We start from the raw sequence: 22563 nt of genomic DNA, 5'->3' as shown, positions 1-22563 counted from the left end.
ACGTTCCCCTCACTATGCCTAAACCTAGTCTACTACTAGCCGCACTTTTTTGCTCGTTCGCCGCATCCACGCTATGCGCCACTGAAACCGAGAACCAGGGCTTGCGCGTTCTCCCAACGCCCGGGCCGGTTGCCATCGATGGCCAGACGAACGACTGGGACCTCAGCGGCGGCATTTTTGCCTGCGGCGAATTGGAACACTTGCGCGATAACTCTTCGGTCTGGTTCCACGCCATGTATGATAGCGAGAATCTCTACCTGCTGGCGCGCTGGAAGGACCCGACTCCGCTCAATAACCCCGAGTCCCTTGGGGGGCACGGTTTTAATGGCGATTGCCTCCAGTTCCGTTGCATCCTCTTTCCCGACACGCCGGAAAAAACCATCACATGGTGGGACGCATGGCGCGACAACCATGGCCTATCGGTGATCGAGCGGAGCAGCCCCGGTGCCCGTGAGGGAGCACAGGACAACAATATGATGCCCGCCTTGGACAACGCCTGCGAGCTCGGGGGGAAGATGGCCTTCCATATTGATGCCGATGGCAAGGGCTATTCGCAAGAGATTGCGCTGCCTTGGAAAATGCTCAGCCCGGCAGGCCGCGCGCCCAAGGTTGGCGAGCGTTTCAAGATCACGATCGAGCCCAATTTTACCGCCGGAACTTTTGGGCGAATCACCATCAAAGACATCTTTGCCGATGATGTAAAGCGACCCAACAAGATCTTCACCTTCAATGCCTACAAAGACTGGGGATGGGCGACGCTGGTTCCGAAAGGCAAGGTTGATCCCCAGCCGGTTCGGGTGGGCGACGGTCGCACTTTTCCGGTAAGCATGCGTGAAGGCCTGCCGACGGTCGATTGGACGGGGCTGGTGCGGCGCTTCGAATGGCCAGGGTTTAAAGCGATCACATTCGATATGCCGTTCAGCGGATACGTGTCGCTGAATCTGGTGGACCCCAACGGGGTGGTTGTGCGCCACCTTCTCAATCAGGATGCCCGGGAAAAAGGGCCAGTCACGGTGCAATGGGACGGGCTCACCGATCCTACCTACCGCACTCCAGGGCAGCCGGTTCCCGCGGGAGACTATACATGGAAGGCCATCGCCCACCCAGGGGTCACTCTGGATTTGCGAGGCTGGGCCTCCTTTAGCGGCAGAGCCCCCTGGTGGGCCACGCCGTACGACTTCTGGCTGGGCGACCACGGCGTGCCAAGCGCGGTGGTGACGGACGGCGAGCGCATGTATCTGGCCTGCAACGGAGCCGAGGGCGGCAGGCATCTGATTGCCACGGACTTCGATGGCAAGCTGATCTGGAGTTTGCAGAATACCACAGGCGGCGCGGACCCCGAGGTCATCGCCGTGGATCGTGGCATCGTCTACGTCGTGCATGCCAAGTCCCGCTGGCTTAACAAGCAGCCCCCGGTTCTGATCAGCCGGGTCGACGCCCAAACCGGCGCGTATCAACCGTGGAAAAACCGCAAGAACCACATCGTAAGCCAGGAGGATGTGTTTGGCGCGAATTTCGGCGCGGATCGCTTATCAGGACTCGATGCCCGCGACGGCCTGCTCTACGGCACCACCGGCGATAGCACCATCTTCCTGGACGAGATTGCGGACTGGCAGGTTCTGTTGAGCAAGGTCGCCGCCGATGCCTCGCTGGCGACGGTGGTCCTGGCCGATCTCCGGCCCGGCGTTCAGGAGGGCATCGAGCGCTACCTGGCGGGTAAACAACGACGCGAAACGGCCATGCGGCGTGAGGACGAAATGAAAATCGTTGAGAACCTCAACGGTCTATTGAAATCCAAAACTCTCACTATCGGCGCTGCGAATGACGGGGAAGCGAAACGCGCTTTGGCCAATCGTCGGGCATTGGAAGAGCGCTTGGCTCCGGCCTTGAGAAAAGTCGATCATCAATTCGTGGTGCTCGACGGAGCTACCGGCGCGATGCTCAAACACTGGCCCCTACCGATGGCGACAGCCATCAAAGTGCGCGATGCCAAGACCGCTTACGTCATCTGCGGCGAGGAAGTGCGCACGGTCAATCTCGACAGCGGCGATTCCCGGCCCTTCATTACCGGTCTGCGCAATCCGTATTCGCTCTCGATTGATCCGCAAGGTCGAATCCTGGTCGGTCTCCGCGACCCGGAAAGCCAAATCGTCATCTTCGGAACCAACGGAAAGGAAATCGGCCGAGTGGGCGAGAAGGGCGGCCGCCAAATCGGTCCGTGGCAACCGAAGCGCATCTTGAATCCAAGCGGCATCGCGGTCGATGCGAAAGGCAAACTCTGGGTGACCGAACACGATGCCCACCCGAAGCGGGTGAGCGTTTGGGCCTACGGCGAAGCTGGCGCACCCATTCAAACCAAACTTCTCAAGGAATACTTTGGCCCCACGCATTACGGCGCGGGCGGCGGCACGATCAATCCGCGCGACCCCGACGTGATGGTTGGCGAAGGCTGCGAATGGCGGATCGACCCCAAGGGAGGCTCTGCCGCATGCCTCGGCACTTTCGATACAAAGTATCACGAATTTGCCACCTTCCGCGAAGGGACCAACGGCAAGCTCTATCTCTTCACCAACACCATGCGTTACGGCAACGGAGCCATGCAAATTTGGGAGCGCCTGGGCGATGCCCGCTACGCGCTGCGCGCCACGATGCGCAACGACGTGAAGGCACCCGATGCCAAGATCGGCGCAACGGAACTCTGGATTGATCAAAACGGCGACGGCCAGGTGCAACCTGAGGAAATCCAGCGGCGCATAGGCGGCCTCTCCCCCGATGGCAGCAATGACTGGTCCATGAACCTCGGACCGGATATGACTCTGTATGCCTTTGACTGGCAGGACAAAAAGTTAAAGGCGCTCCATCTGGAAGGGTTCACCAGTGGAGGCGCTCCGCGATACGACCTTTCAAAACTCAACCCCATGCCGGATGCCATGAGCGTCGGGTATCAGTTTAACCAAGGTTGTGCGCTTCCCAGCGCCGACAACAAGACGATCCTGATGGATCTTGCCGTCAAAAACCACCCGGCGGGACGTCTCTGGCATTGCTTTGATCTTGCCAGCGGCAAACTGCTCTGGACCTATCCCAACCCCTACTTCCAGGTGCATGGTTCGCATAATGCCCCGACCTCCGAACCAGGCCTCTTTCGTGGAGCCTTCGGGCCGGTCGGCACGGGCTATCTGCCGGGCGTCGGTAACTTCTGGGCCATCAATGGCAACCTGGGTGAGTGGTGGGTGCTCAGTTCCGAAGGCTTCTTTGTCAGCCGCCTGTTTAGCGGCAACGTCTTCGATTGGAATTGGCCCGCAAACCCGCTTCCCGGCTCCGATCTCACCAACTTGCCGCCGGGAGGTGGCAGCGAGGATTTTGGCGGCTCCTTGACCCAGGCCAAGGACGGGAAAATCTACATCCAGGCTGGCAAAGCAGGCTTGTGGAATGTTGCCGTGAACGGCTTGGAAAAGATCGTCCCCATTCCCGGGGGCAAGGTGCAGATCAGCCAGGCCGATACCACGAAGGCGCTCGCCATGCGCGAAGCGGCCCTGCAAGACTCAGCGGGTGGAGCCACCTTGGCCATCAGTAAATCGACTGTCGGATTCAGCGGCGATCTCGAGAAGGATTTCAAAGGGATCAAACCCATTTCCTACCAAAAGAGCGAGGACGCCAGCGTGCGCACCGCGTTGGCCTACGATGACGCCAAGCTCTACATCGGTTGGCAGGTCAAGGATGCAACCCCATGGGTCAACGGCGCTCAGGACATCTCGCAGATGTATTCTTGCGGCGACACGGTTGACCTCCAACTCGGCACCGATCCCGCAGCCGACCCCAAACGCAGCAAAGCGGTAAAGGGCGATCTTCGGCTCTCCATCGGCAACTACAAGGGGAAGCCCACCGCAGTGCTCTACCGCTTCGTCAGCGACCTAAAGAAACCGCGCACCTTCAGTTCGGGCGTGGTCCAGGGCTGGCAAGTGGACTGGGTTGACGTCGTCGCCGAGGCCGAGATCAAAGTAACGGTCGATGCAGGCAAAGGCTACCTGGTCGAAGCCGCGATCCCGCTGGACGTACTCGGCCTCAAGCCCACGCCCAAGCTGAGCCTGCGCGGCGATGTCGGCGTCACCCACGGCGATCCCGCCGGGAACCGCACCCGGTTGCGCACCTACTGGTCCAATCAGCAAACCGGCTTGGTGGACGACGTGGTCTTCGAACTGCAACCGGAACCGCGCAATTGGGGTGAGTTCACTTTTTGACCATCGCCGTCCGGAACGCTCCCGGCGAATACCCCGTCCACTGCTTAAAGCGGGCCGAAAGGTATCGCTCCGTCTGGAAGCCGCATAAGGAGGCAATTTCCTTTTGCGGCAACCGTGAATGGATGAGCAATTCCTTCGCCCGCTCGATCCGGACTTCTGTTACCAAGCGGTTCAAGCTGGTACGGTCGCGCCCGGCAAACAGGTGCCGTAAATAGTCCTCGCTCACACCAACATGTTCGGCAATTTCTCCGACACACTGGATGCGTTGATAGTTCTCGCGAATGTACTGGCGGGCCCGGGCCACGTGAATCTCTGCGGGATCAGGTAAAAGCTCCTCTTCAAAGGGACGGCTAAGATCCAGAAACCGCAGCAGAAGCGCCGTTGTACGCAGGTTAAGCTCCACACGGCGCGCCCGGTTGAAGCCCACCCGGGCCAGTTGCAGAAACTCGCTTCGCACAAACGGGTCCATCGGCAGCGGCGGGACGTAGAGCGGTTCCGCGGTCCGGTCTCTTAACGCCTTCGCTCCTTGGCCGCAATCGAAGTGGAGGCAAATATCCTCGCCATGGGACTCCATGGTTTGCTCGTGCGGTCTCCCTGGGGGGTAGAGCACCGTCCCGTGCGGTTCGAAATGAACCTGCCTGCCGTCCTCCATCGTTGTGATTCCCGAGCCGCGGTAGTGGTAAACCAGTTCCGCCATCGGGTGCGAATGCATCGCGCAATATTGAAGGCCCGTTTCGATCTTCCAAATGCAAACCAGGCGAACAGGGCGGCCTAAAGATCCATCCAGCGGAGAGGAAGCGGAAGAATTCATGACTTTAGCAAGGTCTGTCGCAGCATTCCTACCACAACCGAAAATTGGAATAAAGAGCCAAATTCTGGCCCTAGCCGAATGAGGCAAGTCAGCGTAGCGTAGGCGCCAATGAATCGCACCGCTAACGTCGTTCTATTCGAAGAAATCAACAAGGTCGGGCTCGGAACCGCCGTCTTAAACAACTGCGGCCCAGAAGAACTGGTCCTTGAAACGCTCTATACCGCCATCTCCCCAGGCACCGAATTGCGGATGTTGGGCGGTCATTATGGAGCTGCGGGAAAGTTCCCGTATATCCCCGGCTACAACTCGATCGGGAAGGTAGTTTCCGTTGGTGAAAAAGCCGAGGGGTGGCGCGTGGGCGACCTCGTCAGCGCGCGAAACACCGCTCCCTTCGCTAACGCAACCGCGCTATGGGGTTCCCACTCCAGTCTCCAGGTGGTTCCTGCCACCGGGACGGATCGCCCCGTGCGCCTCCCCGTGGATGCCAACCCTCTCGATTATGTTTTGACGGAACTCGCCAGCATCAGCCTGCGTGGGGCAGAAGCCGCCAACCCGAAACCAGGCGAAACGGCCATCGTCATCGGCCAGGGTCTCATCGGCTCCCTTTCCGTCGCATGGCTGGTGGCTCACGGATGCCGCGTTATTGTGGCTGACCTCGAGCCCGCCCGCCTGGAACGCGCCTTGCGCAATGGAGCAGCCTATGCGGTTTCCCCTGCCGAGCCAAACTTCGTTGCCCGCCTTTTAAACCTCTGCAACGGCGGAGCCGACATTGTCGTTGAAGCTTCCGGGACCTCTGCTGGAGCCAACACCGCCTTCAAACTCTTGCGGAAAAAACCGCAGAACTACGCCAAGGAATACACCGTCGAGCCCATTCTCTTTTATGGAGCCAACTGGCCCCGCTTGGTCTTCCAGGCCAACTACTTGGAACCCTTCCCGTGGCAACCCGACGGTTGCCTCCCGGGCGAAGCGGCCACCTTCATCACGCCGCGCGACCGTGGAACCGAAGAACGCCAGCGGGTGATCGAACACATCCGAGCCGGGCGCTTCAACTGCCACCATTTTATCGATAAAATCTACCCTTGGCAGGAGGCCCCGGCCGCTTATGCCGCCCTCCGCGAACGGAGCGTTCTCTCGGCCGTCATCGATTGGAAAGGAGCCCACTAAGATGCGCGCAGCGATCATCGGTTGCGGCCCCTCGGGCCCGGCACGCGGCGGAGCCCATTCCATCTCCTACGCCCACGGATGGGCCATGAGGCACGCCGGAGAAGCCAAAATCCAACTCGTCGCGGCCGCCAGCCGTAAGGAGAAAAACCGGGATGATTTCGTCGCCGAGTTCCCCGGAGTTAACAGCTACGAGGATTATCGGGTAATGCTGAAGAAGGAGCGTCCCGAGTTTGTGGTCATCTGCGCGTTCCCGCCCGATCGGGAAGCCATGGTGCAGGCCGCGCTGGAAGCCGGAGCCAAAGCTCTCTGGGTCGAAAAGCCGTTTGCAATCTCCATGGGATCGGCTTGTCGCATGATCGAGGCCGCCAAGACCCACGGAGCCCGGATCTTTGTCAATTTCCAGCGGCGCTTTGGCAAGCCCTTTGAATGGGTCAAACAAGCCATCGCCGCCGGGCGCATCGGGCGGGTGATCAGCGCGCAAATCACTCAACCCGGCCCTCAGCTCATTGACTTTGGGCCGCACCTTATCGATGCCGCGCTCAATATGATGAATGTTCCCGGCGAACGCACTCCCACCAAGGTTTTGGGGGCTGTGGAATGGTCCGACAACCCGTATCAAGGAGTTCCCGCCGAGCAACAACTCATCGGCACCGTCCGCTTTAGCGATGGAGCCCGGTTAACCATCGAAACGGGCAGCCACACGCCCGAGCGAGTCCCCATTATCCGGATTAACGGAGAAGAAGGGTTTGCGGAACTGCGCCTGTCACCCCTTCCCGGGGAACCAAGTGTAGCACGGGGGCTATTTCGAGATGGTTCTGGAATATCCATTCTGAAAACCGACGAAAACTTCCACCACGGCAACATCGACAAAAACCTATACGTCGATCGGGCTCTCCTCCACCTGCTGGACGCGATCGCCACCGGCGCACCGTCTGAACTCGACGCGAGCGCCGTGCTCCCGGGGCTGGAAGTCCTGCTGGCCCTCTTCGAGTCCTCGCATCAAAGACGCATGCTGGATCTCCCCTTGGCGCAACAGGAATCCCCGTTTCACTTCTAGGATGCCGTAGCTTGGGGCCTCGCTCCGTCTTTCATCCAGAGAATATTGGTAACACCGCGGGGGTAGTATTTTGACCCCTGCGGAACGCCGTCGATGATTTGGTCGCTGAAGGCCCAGTAGCCATCGCCTTCTTTTTGCCATTTCTCGTGGGCGGCATCGGCGGCGGGTTGGTCGATGTGAAAAAGATTACGCGCCACGTGTTGGCAAAGCGCGATCTTGCTCATCCACGTGTTGCGGCTGGTGGAGGAGAGTTTCCAGCCACCGTCATCACATAGGCAGAGGCCGGGGCGAAGGATTGCGTGCAGGTGCCGCTCCAGCGTTTGGATCAAGTTGCCAAAGCGGCCATCGGGGCTGACGGCATCGGCATCGTTCCATTCGAGGGGGAACACCAGGCACTCGATGGCCGGAATGATGGCGCTTTGGTTGTCGCCTTCAAACACCGCCGGAATGAAGCCCAGATCCGAGTCGAATTCGGCGCAAATGCTCTTCGCGGCCAACTGTGCGCCAGCTTCCGCTTCCGCAGAGCTTGTGGAATCCCCCAGGTGGCGAAATAGCCGCGCCAAGCCAAGATAAGTGGCCCAGCATTTCACCGCAACATAGAGGTTATTGCGGGCTTGTCCGAGTGAGGTGTCGAGCGAATCGTAGGTGGTAATCTCCTGGCCCGTGCCGCAGCGCGAGGAGTCAAAACCCATGATGCCATTGCGTTGCGCCGGGTCTGGATGATCCCGCCGCAGCATACTCTCCAGGCACGCCTTCACAATATCGGCATTCTGGCGCAACCATGCCGCCTTGCCAGGGCTGGTCGAATCCTCTTCATCGCCTTCCACATAGGTGGTGGCGCATAGGATCCAGTTGCAAAGTTGTTCCTGCGTCATGAAGCTGAAGCAGCCGTCTTTGTCCGCAATCTCGTAAGACGATTGGCCGCGCGGTGAAAAGCGGTTGCTAACGCCCATGTCGTGCGTAAACGAAATGCCCCCGGGGAAAAGCTGGCCGCTGGAGGGATCGCGCACCTCGTCCACATAGCTGTAGTGCCGGACAAAACGGTCGAGGAGGTTGCGAACCACCCACGGGTTCATGCGCATTTCAAAGAAGACTTGATCCACCGAAAGGTCGAACGTGTTCATCATGCAGTACTCGCCTTCGTTGACGATCCAGAAGGGTTCGCCGTCGATTTCAAGCAACTCAGAGGACCCGTAGTAGCTGCGGGTGGCGTGGGCGATCAGGAATTTTTGCGACGGGTTGAGCGGCTGGGCCTCCAGCTTGGCGTCGAGATCTCGTGCCCATTGCGCGCGCTGGGCATGGTGGGCTATAGCATACTGGGTTACATCCAGCAGCGAATCGAAGCAACGGGTGTAGTAGTAACAACCCGCAAGGCGGCCGGTGACCAGCCCCGGCACATACCAGCTCAAGACGATCTGCAAAGTGCGTTTTTCTCCGGCCGGTACTCGCAGGGCCAACCCGGCGGTATGGAATAGAAGATGCGGTTGGCGCTGGGCCAGGGCCGCGTGCAAGTCCGGCCCGGCGATCACCCGTACATCCGGGCTGACGGGCGTTGCCACCGCAAGCGAGCCGCGAAATTCGAAGCCGGCCAGGTGGCTTTCAGATGGCAACAAGTCGATGCCGGATTTGGGAAAATGAAGGGCGAAGAAACCCGTCAGCTCCGTGTTTCCTCTGGAGTTGTCCCATTCAAGTTCCACGGTAACCGCAGGGACCAGTGCCTGGCGAAGGGCTTCTCTGGTAGCGTGCCCGGGGTCAGGGATGGGCCCAAATGGAGAATCAATGCGCATCCGAAAACCGGGTGCGTTCCATTCATCCGATGCCCAGCCAAGCTTGCGCTGGAGGTCAGCTTCGCCAAATGGCTTCAACTTTGCCGGAGAAGTTTGCGTTCCTTCCTGTTCGCCGAGAAAGGCGGCGGTTGCGCTGGTGGCCTCGGGTTCAAAGAACGGCAGACATTCCAGTGTCGCGCCATCGCGGGTATAGCCAGCGAAAACCTGCTGGTTGCCGGGCGCGGTCCCATCATTCACGCCAAAGCCCCCCCGGGTGTGAAAGTTTCCCACCGTGAAGGTGCCGTACGCCCCAGGCGCCGCGTGATGTGCGTTGTAGTTGATGTTCATGGTTTACGAGAAATGCAGATTTTCAAATGTCGATTAGCGCGATTGTGGATGGGGCCCCCCTATACAACGGTAACTTTAGGGGAAAGGGAATAAGTAGTCTCTCTTTTCGTCAGGGTGCTAAAACGTAACAAATTGGGATTTTAGGATTGGCGAAATACAATATTAATACACAAACCGGGCTGACGGCGTCGAGGATGCCTCGGCGTGTATGTTGCGATATCGTCAAAAGTCGTGGTGCGGCATGGCGTAAAACGCCTCGGCCGAAAACCGGTCCCGGCAAGCTTTTTCGATTTCGTTGGAACCCGGGTACAAGGGCTGCTTTGCAGTGTATCAGCCCAGATGAGTCCCCAAGATTCCTGCCTCAAAATCCAGTCTTTAAAAAATCCGATCCTGCCTGCCCCTGCTGCCGATCCGTGGATTCTACGCCATGAGGGGATCTGGTTCTCGCTCCAGGCGGTGGAGACTACGTTGCAGCTTCGCGCGGCTTCCGCCTTGGGGGAACTCGGCAATACGGAGCCGATCACGATTTGGACCGCCCCCCAGTCCGGCCCCTATTCCCGCAATCTTTGGGCGCCCGAGATGCACCGCCTCGACGACCGCTGGTTCATCTACCTCGCGGCGGACGACGGTGAGAACGCCAACCACCGCATGTGGGTGCTCTCCGCAGAGACGAACAACCCCTTCGGTCTCTGGGAACCGTGCGGCATGCTTGAGACGGAAGGCTGGGCCATTGACGGTACGGTGCTCGAAAAAGAGGGCCGCCGTTATTTTGTCTGGAGCGGCTGGCCCGGCCATGCCAACGAACAGCAAAATCTCTACATTTCAGAAATGCGAAACCCGTGGCGGTTGATGGGTTCGCGCATCCCCCTCACCGAGCCCACCGAACCGTGGGAGCGGGTGGCGCTGCCGCTCTGCGAGGGCCCTCAAATTCTGAGAAAAGGCTCGCGCACATTTGTGATCTACTCGGCGAGCGGTTCCTGGACGCCCGACTACTGCCTCGGCCTGCTGAGCAACGACGACGGCAAGCTGCTGGACCCTCGTTCATGGCGCAAGCGCGGCCCGGTATTTTCCCGCACGGATCGGGTCTGGGGCGTCGGCCACTGTTGCTTTGCCCAGCAGCCGGGCGTGGGCGATTTGATTTTCTACCACGCCAAGACCCAGCGCACCCACGGCTGGAACGACCGCAATGTGCGCGTCCAGCCCTTTGGATGGACCCTCGACGGCTTCCCTGATTTCGGCACTCCCGTGCCGGTGTAGTTTTCTCCACCCGATACCCGATACCCCAGGCTGTGCGCTGCTCGGCCTGGGGTTTTTTGTATTCTGGGCACCTGGGGATGCGATGGGTGCAAAAAAAACGCAGGTCTCACGAGGAGACCTGCGTTTTGCTTAAAATGACTGCAGTGCTTATTGCAGATAGCCCGTCGTCGAACCGGTGGTGACGGCACCAATCATGTTGGTGTTGCTGACCTGCTGTTTCTTATACATGGAAACGTCGCCACCCTTGCGGCACACCACAAAACCCTTTTCGCCAAAAGGCTTGGTGGTATCGCTCAGGGCAGAGGCTGTGCGGTCGTAGTTTTTCGTGGTAAGGAAAACCGTGTTGCCCGCGTCGTTGTCCGCAACCTTGTAGACGTTGAAGGCCGAGTTGGTCGCATAGCTGAAGGACGGCGAAAGCGTCGGGGTGCTCCCCGAGGTGCTAACCGTGCCGCTCGTATAGGCGGTGACGCCCGCCGCCGAGAAGACTTTCAGGTCGCTCGGTTTGAGGTAGTCGTAGCCGCAGAGGAAGGCGACGAAAGTATTGAGATCTGTGACCCCCGTGTCTCCCGGCCAGCCGAGCGTGGAATCGCTGTTTGCCGCGCCATCGTTTGCCATGGACATCGTGGCGATGTGGATTTGTCGCGCGTTGTTCACCGCCTGAATCAACTGGCCTTTGGTAATCGCGCTGGTGACAGCGGGTACCGCAAAGCCGGCGAGTACGGCGATAATGGTGATCACAACGAGGAGTTCAACCAGGGTGAAGCCCTTGGGGGGACGGGGAAGTTTCATAGTTTGAAGAGATGCTGCTACGTCGTGAACGTTAACGCAGACTTTGTTTTTGGCAACGGGATTTTTCATCGGAATAATATTTTTTTTGAGAGGTAATTTAACCCCTTATATCACTCGTTATCCTGCGCTTCGCTCTCGGCAATTTCCGCGATGTCGGAATTTTGGGTGGGGGGGTAGGAATGCCGCTTAAAACCGCTCACTGAAAGGGGAGGGAGGCTGAGGGTGAGCGAGTGGCTATGCCCTTGCCACCAAACGGGTTGCGCATCCTGGCCCCCATAGTTGCCGACGTTGCTGCCGCCGTAGGTTTCGGCGTCGGTGTTGAGGATCTCCTCGTACCAGCCTTCGCCGGGGGCGCCGACGCGGTAGTCGTGACGGACGACCGGGGTGGCATTGATCACGAAGAGGATGGCGCTGCCATCGGAGCCCTTGCGCACGAAGGAGAGGACGGAATCGTCGGCGTCGTGGAAGTCGACCCACTCGAAGCCTTCATAGCTGTCGTCCTGGCTCCAGAAGGCCGGTTCCTTCTTGTAGAGGTAGTTGAGGTGCTGGATGAGGCGGCGCACGCCGTCGTGCTGGGGATATTGCAGGAGGTGCCAGTCGAGGCTCTGGTTGTAGTTCCACTCGTTCCACTGGCCGAATTCGCCGCCCTGGAAGAGCAGTTTTTTGCCCGGGTGCGCGTACATCCAGGCGTAGAACATGCGCAGGTTGGCAAATTTCTGCCAAACGTCGCCGGGCATTTTGTCCAGCAGGGAGCGTTTGCCGTGTACGACTTCGTCGTGGCTTAAGACCAGGACAAACTGTTCGTGGAAAGCGTAAAGCAGCGAGAAGGTGACGTCGCCCTGGTGGTAGCGCCGGTGGATCGGCTCGTGGCTCATGTAGACCAGGAAGTCGTGCATCCAGCCCATGTTCCACTTAAGCCCGAAGCCGAGGCCGCCCAGGTAGGTGGGGCGCGAGACGCCCGGCCAAGCGGTTGATTCCTCGGCGATGGTGACGATGCCCGGGCAGCGCCCGTAGCTGACTTCGTTGAATTGTTTGAGGAACGCGATGGCTTCCAGGTTCTCGCGACCTCCGAAACAGTTGGGGATCCACTCGCCGGGCTGGCGGGAGTAATCGAGGTAAAGCATGGAGGCGACAGCGTCCACTCGCAGGCCGTCGATGTGGTAGCGCTCCAGCCAGAAAAGGGCGTTGGCGATGAGGAAGTTACGGACTTCGTTGCGGCCGTAGTTGAAAATGAGCGTGCCCCAGTCTGCATGTTCGCCTTGGCGCGGGTCGGCGTGTTCGTAGAGCTTGGTGCCGTCGAACTCTGCGAGGCCGAAGGCGTCTTTCGGAAAGTGGCCGGGGACCCAGTCGAGGATGACGCCGATGCCCCGCTGGTGGCACTTGTCGACGAAATGCCTGAATTCGTCCGGATTGCCGAAGCGGCTTGTGGGGGCGTAGTACCCGGTCACCTGGTAGCCCCAGGAGCCGTCGAAGGGATGCTCTGCCACGGGCATCAGCTCGATGTGGGTGTAGCCCATGTCGCAGACGTAATCCAGGAGGCGGGTGGAAAATTCGAGGTAGGAAAGCGACCGGTTGCCCTCCTCCGGGATGCGGGCCCAGGAGCCGAGGTGTACCTCGTAGATGCTGACCGGTTCGCGTTGCCATTCTTTGTTGCGGCGGGAGACCATCCACGCCTCGTCGTCCCAGCGGTAGCGGCCAAGGTTGAAGACGATGCTGGCCGTGGCCTCGCCGTGCTGCGCGTAGAAGGCAAAGGGGTCGCCTTTGAGAAAAACGTTGCCGTGAAAGCCTTTGATCTCGAACTTGTAATGGCTCCCTTCTTCCAGGCCGGGGATGAAGATTTCCCAGACGCCCACGCCGGGGTGCTTGCGCATCGGGTGGATGCGGCCGTCCCAGTTATTCCAGTCGCCCACGACGCTGACGCGCTGGGCATTGGGGGCCCAAACGGCGAAGTGGCAGCCCCAGACGCCGTCGATCTCCATGAGGTGCGCGCCGAGCTTTTCGTAGAGCTCCCAGTGGTTGCCCTCCGCAAAGAGGTGCATGTCGAGCTCGCCCAGCACCTGGCCGAAGGAATACGGGTCGCGAATGGTCCACTCGGCGTTGTTGTGGCCGGTGAAGTGGAGGTTGTAGGCAAAAGGTTCCTTGGTATCGCCGATGAGCGCTTCGAAATAGCCGCCCGCTTCGTGGAACCGCACGGCGGAATAGGTGTGGGCCGGGTCGTTTACCGGTTCGATCACGACTTCGCGCGCGTCGGGGCGCAGGATGCGCACTACCATGCCGTCGCCGTCGGGATGCAGGCCGAGTACCGCGAAAGGGTCGCCGTGATACGCGCCCAGGAGCGCGCCGAGATTTCCGTCGTCAAGGGTTCTGTGGTTCATAGGAAGGCTTTGGCAAATCGGTTGAGCGGTCCTCCATGCGCTTGCGGAGAGGGCGCTTTTTTTATAATTCCTCTGGGGTTTGCTGCCATTGAGGGCCGGTCTGGGGCGAACTGTCTTCTATATATGCGGAGATTCCGTCTGGCTGTCACCGAAAAACACAGCCAAGCTGCTGATAATGTCAACTCGGGGCCCCGCCGCCGAGGGGCGCTACTTCTGCTTGCGGGCGTGGAAGATCCGGCGGACGGAGGGCTCCACGATCAGCATGGCGCGTCCATTTTGCTCCACGAGGCGGACCGGTTCGCCGAAAACCTCCGAGAGCAGCTCGCTGGTTAGCAGCCCGGCGCGGGGGCCCGAGGCCAGCACCTTGCCCGCCTTGAGCGCCAAGACGTGGCTGAAGCCGGAGACGATTTCCTCCACGTGGTGCGTGACCAAAATTAGCGTCGGCGCGGCCATGCGGCCCATGCTGCCCAGCGAAATGGAGGGCGCGGCGGCCAGTCGGTTGATAAAGGCCATGAAATGTTCGCGGGCCACCGGGTCGAGGCCCGTGCACGGTTCGTCCAGGATGAGGAGCTTCGGGCGGGCCATCAGCGCGCGGCCGATCAGCACCCGCTGGCGTTCGCCCTGCGAGAGGACGCGCCAGGGGCGGTCAGCCAGGTGCTCGGCATCGATCTTGCGCAGGATTTCCCGGGCTTCCTCCTTGTCGGCGGTCTTGACGCGGCCCCAGTAGTCGATCATTGCGTACTTTCCACTGATCACACTCAGGAGTACCGGTTCGTCGTTTGCCATCTGGTGGCGCACGGATGAGCTGACGATGCCGATCTGTTTGCGCAGTTCGGGCCAGTTTGACGCGCCGTAGCGCTGGCCCAGGACCTCGATTTCCCCGGCGCTCGGGGTGACGTAGCCGGTCATGGCCGAGAGCAGCGAAGTTTTGCCGGAGCCGTTGGCGCCGAGAATGGTCCAATGTTCGCCGGGTTCGACCCTCCAATCGATGCCGCGGAGGATGGAGGTGCCGTCACGGACCAGTTCCAGGCCCGCGAGTGAAAGAATGGGTTGTGCGTTTTTCATTCCGAAGAGTGACGGCACGCGCGGACGTGGAGGGTCGGCCCAAGGTGGCTCGTCAGAATCGAGAATCATCTGAGAATTGCATCGGGGGAACAAGGACTTTCGCAATCCGGGGGGGGCTCGGGGGGCTTTCCGGGTTTCCCTGGGGCCTCCCGGGGAAATGCGCTCCTCGGGCGGTTTCGAGTTGACGCTTGGCACGCAATGCGCTTTTCTACCCAACTTCGTCTCCCATGCTTTCCCGACGTGCCATCTTAGCCCTTGTTTTGCTTTTGCCGCTTGCGGCGCAGGCAGAATCTACCACGTCCGGAGGCAAAAAGCGGCATCACCGCTCCTCCGTGTCCGCGTCGGCGTCCGCCGAATCGGGCACGCGGCATAAAAAACCCAGCGCATCCCGGGCTTCCAAGGCTGCTTCCGCGAAAATTGCCGAAGTCAGTGCGCCAAAGACTGAGGAACCCACCAAGATTCGTCACTCCGCCCGCGCCAAGACGGCAGAAAAGCTGCTGGTGAACGCGGAGCCAACGGTGATTACCAGCTCCAAGGCCATCGCATCGGCTCGGCTTTCGACGCGGGCTGTTGATGCAATTCCCGCAGGCGAATCCTCGCTTTACGACCGTCGCACGGCTCAGGAATCTCCTTCTGTTTTCTCGAAATGGTTCGGCCCGAAAGCCGACGGCGTTCGCTACGATGCCCGCATGATCCAGGCGGCGCAGATCGCCGAAACCCGTGCCCGGGCCCATTCGGTTCGCGCTTGCTGGCGTTATGTGAAGGAAGCGCTTTTGGCTGCAAACGTGGTTGATACTTATCCGCAGACCGCCCTTGCCAAGCAGGCGGGCGATGAATTGATCAACCGCCACGGCTTCCGCCGCCTGGCGATCCAAGATCCCTTCAAGGCACCGGTCGGCTCGGTCATTGTTTATGGCGGGCCGGGAGCGGGCCATGTGGAAATCCGCACTGCGGAGGGTTTTGTAAGTGACTTCGAGTCTCCGACCCCGTCGCGCCGCCCGCTCTTGGGCGTGTTCGTGAAGCCCACCTAACCAGCGCAAGCGCTGGACTTCCTCGCGCTACCGCGCGATAGCGTCGGCTTACGCGCGCCGCCTCGGGCAGTTTCCGTTTTGGAATCCTCGTTACGAATCATGAGATTCGCAATGAGGGGTATTGTTGGCGGTCGTTGTCTCGGGAGACATATTGGGCGGAAAAAAGCGGGGTTTTGAGATTTTCTCGCTTTGCATTTCCCGATCGAAACAGGGGGTGCAGATCAAATAGGTAACGGGGCTTCCTTCGCCGCTGTTTCTCAGGATTTTGCCGCACCATGCGCAGATGATCGTATACATTGAACTTCCTTGGGCCGTGGGCAAAAAAAGGGGCGCGGCCATGCCGCGTAGCGTCCCTAGGCCCTGAGAAGCCCGACACCAATACGCAACAGACCGCGCCGATTCTTCGGCGTAGAAAGCAGCGATTGGTGTCTAAAATTCTCAGGTTTAGGGATGCCCAATCTGCCTACGCAGTTAAAATTAAAATGTAGATGTACCTTTGCGGGAGATTTTGTCCCGGGTCAAGTGATAAAGGTTATTGCGCGGCAGCGGGTAGTGGGTTCAGCCTCAGTCTGGCGTGACGCTGGCTAAAACTTCCGCAGCAGCGTGAGCAGTTCGCGGAGCATTTCGGTCGGGTTCTTGGCCGCGAGCCGGGGGAATTTCCCACCGATGAGGACGTAATCGCCACCGCGCGTTAGCATCAGCTTGCGGTCGCGCACTTCGACCCGCGTGATTTTTCGGGCCGCAGCAGCCAGTTTCGCCGATCCAAGGGCGAGGAGGTTGTCCACTGCGTCTGGCAGGCGTCCGAAGCGGTCTCGCCACGTGGCGCGCAGTTGATCGAGCTGTTCCTGGGTCGTTGCCTCCGCCAGGGCGCGGTAGGCTTGGATGCGCGTTTGCGGCTCGGAGATGTAGCTCGTGGGCAGGAAGGCGGGCGCGGTCGTTTCCGGTTCCTTGAACCACTCCGCCTCGTTGGTCGCCGCAAAGTCGAGGCTGATGGGCAACTCCACGCGGGGTTGGAATTTTTGCCCCTTCAATTTCGCCACCGCTTGTTTGAGGAGCTGGCAGTAAAGATCGAAGCCGACGGCGACGATGTGCCCGCTCTGCTGGGTGCCGAGAATGTTTCCCGCGCCGCGGATTTCCAGGTCCCGCATGGCGATCTTGAACCCGGCTCCGAGCGAGGAGTATTGCCGGATGGCGTTGATCCGTTTGCGCGCCTCTGTGCGCATCATGTCGCGCGGGATCATGAGGTACGCGTAGGCTTTCTGCTGGGCTCGCCCCACGCGGCCCCGGAGCTGGTAGAGATCCGCCAGCCCGAAGCGGTCGGCGCGGTCGATGATGATCGTGTTGGCGTTGGGGATGTCGAGGCCGCTCTCGATGATCGTTGTGGAAAGTAGTACGTCGGCCTCGCCCGCGACGAATTTCTGCATGACGTCCTCCAGCTCGTGCTCCGGCATCTGCCCGTGGCCGACCAGCACGCGCGCTTTCGGGATCAGCTTCTTCAGCTTTGCTGCCATCGACTCGATGGTGCCGACCCGGTTGTGCAGGAAATAGACCTGCCCCTGGCGCGCCATCTCCCGCTGGATCGCATCACGTATGATTCGCTCATCGTAGCCGCAGACCACCGTTTCCGTCGGGATGCGGTTCTGCGGCGGGGTTTCCAGGATCGACATATCCTTCGCGCCCATCAGCGAAAGGTAGAGCGTGCGCGGGATCGGTGTGGCGGAGAGCGTTAGGACGTCCACCAGCTTGAAGAGCTCTTTAAATTTTTCTTTGTGCAACACGCCGAAGCGCTGCTCCTCGTCGATCACCACCAGACCGAGGCGCTTGAAGGCCACGTCGCGCGAGATCAAGCGGTGCGTGCCGATGACGATATCCACCGAGCCCTCGCGCAGCCCATCGACCACCTTGCGCTGCTCCTGCGCGGTGCGGAAGCGGCTTAGTGATTCGACCGTGACGGGGTAATCGCTCATCCGCTCGCGGAACGTCTGGAAATGTTGCTGGGCGAGCACCGTTGTCGGCGCGAGGATCGCGACCTGTTTGCCGCCCATCACCGCCTTGAAGGCCGCGCGGATGGCCACCTCGGTTTTGCCAAAGCCGACGTCGCCGCAGATGAGCCGGTCCATCGGGCGTTCGGTCTCCATATCGACCTTCGTGGAGGCAATCGCGGTGATCTGGTCGGGCGTTTCCTTGTAGACGAACGAACGCTCGAATTCGTTCTGCCACTTGTTGTCCGGCGGGAAGGCGAAGCCCACCGCCGTCTCGCGTTCGGCGTGAAGCGTGAGCAGCTTGGCGGCGTAGTCGAAGACCGCCCGCTGCGCTTGCGACTTGGCCCGGGCCCACTTAGCGTCGCCCAGCTCGCTGAGCTGCGGGTTGCGCTTGCCCACGCCCACGTAGCGCGAGACCAGGTAGCTCTGCTCCAGCGGCGCGTAAAGCCGGGCCCCGTTGGCGAACTCCAGAACCAGCACTTCTTCCTCGGTGCCGTCGTTTTTGGCGAATTTCTCCAGCCCGCAGTAGAGCGCGATGCCGTGCTCCAGGTGGACCACGTAGTCGCCGTCGTTGAGATCCGAAAAGTCAATTTGCGACCGATTGGCCGCATCGCGCGCGCGCCGCAGGGCCAGCCGCCGGGCCCGCGTATTGCGGTAGCGACCAAAGAGTTCCGCGTCCGAAAGCACCGCCACCTTTGCCGCCGGGCAGGTGAACCCGCGCGCGATCGACCCGATGACGAGCGACATCGCGGGGTGGTCCAGCTCCGTTTCCGGGAGCAGGTCGCGGAAGCGCTCCACCTCCCCCTCATTATTACAATAGATGGCCACTTGCCAGCCGTCGGCGAGCCAGGTGCCGAGCTGCCGCAGGAATTGATCCTTCTTCCCGGCCTCCACCACCAGGTCGCCCGCCTCGAATTCGCCCAGGCCGTGATCGAAAAACGCCCCCTCGAAATCCTCCACCCGGCCCCCCGGTGCGGCGTCGGCCGTAATCAGCACCTCGGCATCGTCCAGCCCGGTTTGCAGATCCACCAGCAGGTCCCCGGGCTTGAAATAATCCCGCACCGTACACTGGCGCGTCTCCGAGGCCTCCCCCAATAGGAGGCTGGCCTCGTCCACCGGCTCCACGGCCGTCTGCTGATCGAGGTCGAAGAACCGGAGTGAGTCGATCTCCTCGCCGAAAAACTCCACGCGCAGCGGCAGCGTGTGTTGCCACGAATAAACGTCCACAATCCCCCCGCGCACCGCGAACTGCCCCCGCAGCGCTACCTGCGCCACCCGTTCGTACCCGGCGGCGGCCAGACGCTCGACCAGCGGCTCTAGCCCGAGGGCTTCCCCTTTTTTCAGCTCTAGTGTCAGCTTTTTGAGGCCGTCCGGAGAGGGGGCTGAGTCGGCGAGCCCCGTTGCGGTCAGCACAATGGCCCCTGATTTTGCCCCCCGGATCTGCTCCAGCGCCTGGAGCCGGTCGGCGGCCATTTCGGGATCGGGCAGAGCGTTCTCCGCCAGCGCGATCTCCATTTCCGGCAGGAACGTCACCTCCTCGAGCCAGTTGGAAAGCTCGTTGTGGACCCGTTCCTGGGCGCGCACCCCGGGCGTCACGATCCAGACCCGGCAGTTGCCGCCTTTGCGAGCCGGTTTTGCATGGGCTGCCACCAGCCCCGCCACGAACGGCTGGGCCGCCTCGTCCACGTGATCAAAGACAACACTCCCCCGGCCGAGAGCGCGCAACTTGGCGGCAATCGGTGGTGTTTGGGCTACCAAATCAATCAAAGACAGAGCCACGGAGCCGGTAAAATACCACGAAGCCCGGCGGTGTGCGCAAACATTTCCTTTAGGCAGGCTTGGCGGCGTGGTTTTGAGTCCGGCATTGCCACCCGCGCCGCCTTTGGATTATCCTGTACCCCTTATGTCCATTCCGGAGACCTTTACGCTCGGCCATTCGCCTGACCCCGACGACGCTTTCATGTTCTACGCCCTTGCCCAGGGCAAGATCGACACCCACGGTTACAAATTCGAGCATACGCTCCAGGACATCGAGACCCTCAACCAGCGGGCCACGCGCGGCGAACTCCACATCACCGCCATCTCCATCCACGCCTACGCCTACGTGCTCGATAAATACGCGCTCCTTCCCAGCGGCGCCAGCATGGGCGACGGCTACGGCCCCATGCTGATCGCCACCAACCGCGATGGCCTCCCCGAAAACGCCTCCGATGACGAAATCCGCGCCTGGCTCAAGGGCAAGCGCATCGCCGTCCCCGGCAAAATGACCAGCGCCTACCTCGCCCTGCGCCTTTACCTGGGCGACGTCGAGACCGTCGTCGTTCCCTTCGACGAAATTTTTGACCACGTTCGCCGCGGCGAGAGCCCCGTTGGCCTCATCATCCACGAAGGCCAGCTCACCTACGCCCGCGACGGCTTTACCAAGATCCGCGACTTCGGCGAATGGTGGAAAGCCGACACCGGCCTGCCTCTCCCGCTCGGCGGCAACGTCATCCGCAAAGACATCCCGCCCGCCGTCCGCAAGGAAGTCTCCGACATCCTCGAAGCCAGCGTTCGCTATGGCCTGGAACACCGCAAAGCCGGAGTGGAGCACGCCATGCCCCACGCCCGCGACATGGACTCGACCCTCGCCGACCAGTTCATCGGGATGTACGTCAACGACTACACCCTCGACTACGGCGACTCGGGCCGCAAAGCCATCGCGCTCTTCCTCAAACGCGCCGCCGAGGCCGGGATCATCCCCGCGCCCGTCGAGCTGGAGTTTGTGCAGTAGCGCCTCCCCGCGCTCGCCCGCACCTTTTTTAGAAAAGGAGAATTCATTATGTTTGGAAAACAACGCATCAGAGTTGGCCTTCTCGGCCTGGGCATCATCGGCTCGCGCATCGCGGCCCACCTCCGCGAAGCCGGGTTCCCTGTTGCCGTCTGGAACCGCACCCCCAAGACTGAACCGAATTTCCTCGGCTCGCCTGCCGAGGTGGCCCAGGCCAGCGACGTCATCCAGCTCTTCGTGGCCGACCCCAAGGCCGTCTTCGAAGTCCTCGAAGCCATGGGCGATTCGCTGACCGCGCGGCACATTGTCGTCTGTAGCTCCACCATCGGGCGCGAGGCCACCCTCAAGGCCGCCGAAATCGTCCAGGCCCGCGGCGCCCGCTTCCTCGACACCCCGTTTACCGGCACCAAGGGGGCCGCCGACAAAGGCCAGCTCGTCTACTTCATCGGCGGCGACGACGCCACGTTTGAGGCCGTCAAGCCGATCCTGGAGCCCGTCAGCAAAGCCATCGTGCGCATCGGCGACATCGGCCAGGCCGCGCTCGTCAAAGTGCTCACCAACGTCATCTCAGCCGCCACCATCGAAGTGCTGGCCGAGACCCTCGCCATCGTCAAAGCCGAGGGCATGGACCCCGAGATCATGGTCAAAGCCCTGGAGCACCACGGTGCCCGCAGTGGCATGACCGACCTGAAGTTCCCCAAGCTCCTGCAGGGTGACTTTGAGGACACCCACTTCTCCTTGAAGCACATGCTCAAGGACGTCCACTTCGGCCTGGAGAACGCCACCGAGCTCAAACTCGACGTCCCCGTCACCCAAGCCACCGCCACCGCCATGGAGGAGGGGATCGAAAAAGGCTGGGCCGACCTCGACTTCTCCGTCGTCATGAAGCGCTACAACCCGTAGCCGCCACTGGCTCCCCACGCCTCACCCCCATTGTTTCCCATGAAAACCTGCCTCCTTGCCCTCTGCGCCGCGCTGGCCTTTGCCGGAAGCGCCGGAACCGTTCGCGCCGACGACGTAGCCGTCCTGCACTTCCGCAGCGCCGGCCAGCTCAAGCGGGTCGTCTTCGAGTTTTACCCGCAAGCGGCCCCCGTCACCGTCGAGAACTTCAAAAAACTGGCCTGCTCGCACTTCTACAACGGCACCGCCGTCCACCGGATCTTCCCGGGGCAAATGGTCCAGATGGGCGATCCGCTGAGCCGAAAGGCAGGGAACCCGGCCATCGGCACCGGCGGCCCGGGCTACACCCTTCCGCTGGAACCCAGGTGCAAGCACATCGCCGGAGCCGTAGCCGCCGCGCGTCTGCCCGACCGGATCAACCCCGCGCGCCGTTCCAACGGCAGCCAGTTCTACATCACCCTGAACCCCTCGCCATCCCTGGACGGCCAGTACACCGTCTTTGGGCGCGTCATCGAGGGACTGGACGCCTTGGAGAGCATCAGTCGGGGAGACACCGACACCAACGACGCCCCCGTGACCCGGGTTGTGCTGGAGTCCGTTCAGATCGTCCCGAGAGAAGCTGCGACCCAGGGCGACCCGAAGCCCGGCCGGGTTGGAAAACTTTTCCGCAGACTTTTTTAAAGTAATGCCGAAAAATCCTTGTGCCGGAAGGCTTAGGATCGTATAAGACACGTCCCTTTTCCAAAAGGAGGGTAGGTACCGAAGTGGCCAAACGGGGCGGACTGTAAATCCGCTGGCTTACGCCTTCAATGGTTCGAATCCATTCCTGCCCACCATCTCTTTAAAAGCGTCCATTCGGGCGTTTTCCTCTGTAAGATGAGCCGGTCAAAGGCACCAAGCCGCGTTTGGCGTTCCTCCGCTTTTACACACATGTGTGCGAATAACTGCGGTTGGTTTCGCCAAAAAATAGCGAAAAAATAGCGAATCGCTGGTTCATCCGGGAAGTACCT

General features: G+C 60.8%; 15 protein-coding genes and 1 tRNA gene. 9 read left to right on the top strand and 7 right to left on the bottom strand.

Annotated features, from left to right (window positions below):
* Positions 1-14: 14 nt before the first annotated feature.
* Positions 15-4238 carry a hypothetical protein gene (locus B2828_RS01290; RefSeq protein WP_479631867.1) on the top strand — a complete coding sequence of 1408 codons (4224 nt, stop codon included), beginning with the start codon at positions 15-17 and terminating at the stop codon, positions 4236-4238.
* Here the strand turns inward: B2828_RS01290 and B2828_RS01285 are convergent.
* Positions 4228-5049 (bottom strand): helix-turn-helix domain-containing protein, encoded by an 822-nt coding sequence (locus B2828_RS01285; RefSeq protein WP_479631866.1) that lies wholly within the window; start codon positions 5047-5049, stop codon positions 4228-4230. The genes B2828_RS01290 and B2828_RS01285 overlap by 11 nt on opposite strands.
* Positions 5050-5157: 108 nt before the next feature.
* Here B2828_RS01285 and B2828_RS01280 point away from each other — a divergent pair, with 108 nt between their 5' ends.
* Both B2828_RS01280 and B2828_RS01275 read left to right on the top strand, forming a co-directional pair.
* Positions 5158-6213 (top strand): zinc-binding dehydrogenase, encoded by a 1056-nt coding sequence (locus tag B2828_RS01280; RefSeq protein WP_479631865.1) that lies wholly within the window; start codon positions 5158-5160, stop codon positions 6211-6213.
* Position 6214: 1 nt separating this feature from the next.
* The gene (locus B2828_RS01275; protein ID WP_479631864.1) at positions 6215-7270 is read left to right on the top strand and encodes a Gfo/Idh/MocA family protein; all 1056 of its coding nucleotides are present in this window, start codon (positions 6215-6217) and stop codon (positions 7268-7270) included.
* On the opposite strand, the gene B2828_RS01270 is transcribed toward B2828_RS01275, so the two are convergent.
* Positions 7267-9384, bottom strand: coding sequence for a glycoside hydrolase family 52 protein (locus B2828_RS01270; RefSeq protein ID WP_479631863.1), 2118 nt, complete (start codon positions 9382-9384; stop codon positions 7267-7269). The genes B2828_RS01275 and B2828_RS01270 overlap by 4 nt on opposite strands.
* 339 nt (positions 9385-9723) lie before the next feature.
* Between B2828_RS01270 and B2828_RS01265 the strand changes: the two genes are divergently transcribed.
* A complete protein-coding gene (locus B2828_RS01265) occupies positions 9724-10641 on the top strand; it encodes a glycoside hydrolase family 43 protein (protein ID WP_479631862.1) in 918 nt (305 codons plus the stop codon).
* 147 nt (positions 10642-10788) lie between these two features.
* Here the strand turns inward: B2828_RS01265 and B2828_RS01260 are convergent, their stop codons facing one another.
* The 3 genes from B2828_RS01260 to B2828_RS01250 form a co-directional block, all read right to left on the bottom strand.
* A complete protein-coding gene (locus B2828_RS01260) occupies positions 10789-11430 on the bottom strand; it encodes a type II secretion system protein (protein WP_479631861.1) in 642 nt (213 codons plus the stop codon).
* Between the two features lie 110 nt (positions 11431-11540).
* Positions 11541-13805, bottom strand: coding sequence for a 1,4-alpha-glucan branching protein GlgB (gene glgB, locus B2828_RS01255; protein WP_479631860.1), 2265 nt, complete (start codon positions 13803-13805; stop codon positions 11541-11543).
* 207 nt (positions 13806-14012) lie between these two features.
* Positions 14013-14870, bottom strand: a complete 858-nt coding sequence (locus tag B2828_RS01250) for an ABC transporter ATP-binding protein (RefSeq protein ID WP_479631859.1) — start codon at positions 14868-14870, stop codon at positions 14013-14015.
* 332 nt (positions 14871-15202) lie between these two features.
* Here B2828_RS01250 and B2828_RS01245 point away from each other — a divergent pair, with 332 nt between their 5' ends.
* Complete coding sequence (locus B2828_RS01245; protein WP_479631858.1) at positions 15203-15901, top strand: hypothetical protein; 699 nt, start codon at positions 15203-15205, stop codon at positions 15899-15901.
* 584 nt (positions 15902-16485) lie between these two features.
* Here the strand turns inward: B2828_RS01245 and mfd are convergent.
* Positions 16486-19608, bottom strand: coding sequence for a transcription-repair coupling factor (gene mfd / locus B2828_RS01240; protein WP_479631857.1), 3123 nt, complete (start codon positions 19606-19608; stop codon positions 16486-16488).
* Between the two features lie 178 nt (positions 19609-19786).
* On the opposite strand from mfd, the gene B2828_RS01235 reads away from it, so the two are divergent.
* The 4 genes from B2828_RS01235 (at position 19787) to B2828_RS01220 (ending at position 22389) form a co-directional block, all read left to right on the top strand.
* Positions 19787-20656, top strand: a complete 870-nt coding sequence (locus B2828_RS01235; RefSeq protein WP_479631856.1) for a menaquinone biosynthesis family protein — start codon at positions 19787-19789, stop codon at positions 20654-20656.
* Between the two features lie 48 nt (positions 20657-20704).
* On the top strand, positions 20705-21556 hold the full coding sequence (locus tag B2828_RS01230) for an NAD(P)-dependent oxidoreductase (RefSeq protein ID WP_479631855.1): 852 nt from the start codon (positions 20705-20707) through the stop codon (positions 21554-21556).
* A 39-nt stretch (positions 21557-21595) separates the two neighbouring features.
* Positions 21596-22234: a peptidylprolyl isomerase gene (locus B2828_RS01225; RefSeq protein ID WP_479631854.1), complete on the top strand. Its 639-nt coding sequence runs from the start codon at positions 21596-21598 to the stop codon at positions 22232-22234.
* A gap of 69 nt (positions 22235-22303) precedes the next feature.
* Positions 22304-22389: transfer RNA gene (locus B2828_RS01220), tRNA-Tyr, on the top strand.
* Here B2828_RS01220 and B2828_RS01215 read toward each other — a convergent pair.
* The coding region (locus B2828_RS01215; RefSeq protein ID WP_479631853.1) for a hypothetical protein at positions 22360-22563 on the bottom strand (204 nt) is incomplete at its 5' end. The genes B2828_RS01220 and B2828_RS01215 overlap by 30 nt on opposite strands.

It is taken from the genome of Spartobacteria bacterium UBA695, from assembly GCA_002298145.1.
Taxonomy (GTDB): Bacteria; Verrucomicrobiota; Verrucomicrobiia; order Chthoniobacterales; family Chthoniobacteraceae; genus UBA695.
The sequence above is the reverse complement of the archived record's forward strand: the minus strand, read 5'-3'. Positions and strand labels throughout refer to the sequence as shown.

Excerpts from the sequence above, each read along its gene's own strand:
- B2828_RS01290 (WP_479631867.1), top strand. The coding sequence starts at position 15 with ATGCCTAAACCTAGTCTACTACTAGCCGCACTTTTTTGCTCGTTCGCC.
- B2828_RS01285 (WP_479631866.1), bottom strand. The coding sequence starts at position 5,049 with ATGAATTCTTCCGCTTCCTCTCCGCTGGATGGATCTTTAGGCCGCCCT.
- B2828_RS01280 (WP_479631865.1), top strand. The coding sequence starts at position 5,158 with ATGAATCGCACCGCTAACGTCGTTCTATTCGAAGAAATCAACAAGGTC.
- B2828_RS01275 (WP_479631864.1), top strand. The coding sequence starts at position 6,215 with ATGCGCGCAGCGATCATCGGTTGCGGCCCCTCGGGCCCGGCACGCGGC.
- B2828_RS01270 (WP_479631863.1), bottom strand. The coding sequence starts at position 9,384 with ATGAACATCAACTACAACGCACATCACGCGGCGCCTGGGGCGTACGGC.
- B2828_RS01265 (WP_479631862.1), top strand. The coding sequence starts at position 9,724 with ATGAGTCCCCAAGATTCCTGCCTCAAAATCCAGTCTTTAAAAAATCCG.
- B2828_RS01260 (WP_479631861.1), bottom strand. The coding sequence starts at position 11,430 with ATGAAACTTCCCCGTCCCCCCAAGGGCTTCACCCTGGTTGAACTCCTC.
- glgB (WP_479631860.1), bottom strand. The coding sequence starts at position 13,805 with ATGAACCACAGAACCCTTGACGACGGAAATCTCGGCGCGCTCCTGGGC.
- B2828_RS01250 (WP_479631859.1), bottom strand. The coding sequence starts at position 14,870 with ATGAAAAACGCACAACCCATTCTTTCACTCGCGGGCCTGGAACTGGTC.
- B2828_RS01235 (WP_479631856.1), top strand. The coding sequence starts at position 19,787 with ATGTCCATTCCGGAGACCTTTACGCTCGGCCATTCGCCTGACCCCGAC.
- B2828_RS01230 (WP_479631855.1), top strand. The coding sequence starts at position 20,705 with ATGTTTGGAAAACAACGCATCAGAGTTGGCCTTCTCGGCCTGGGCATC.
- B2828_RS01225 (WP_479631854.1), top strand. The coding sequence starts at position 21,596 with ATGAAAACCTGCCTCCTTGCCCTCTGCGCCGCGCTGGCCTTTGCCGGA.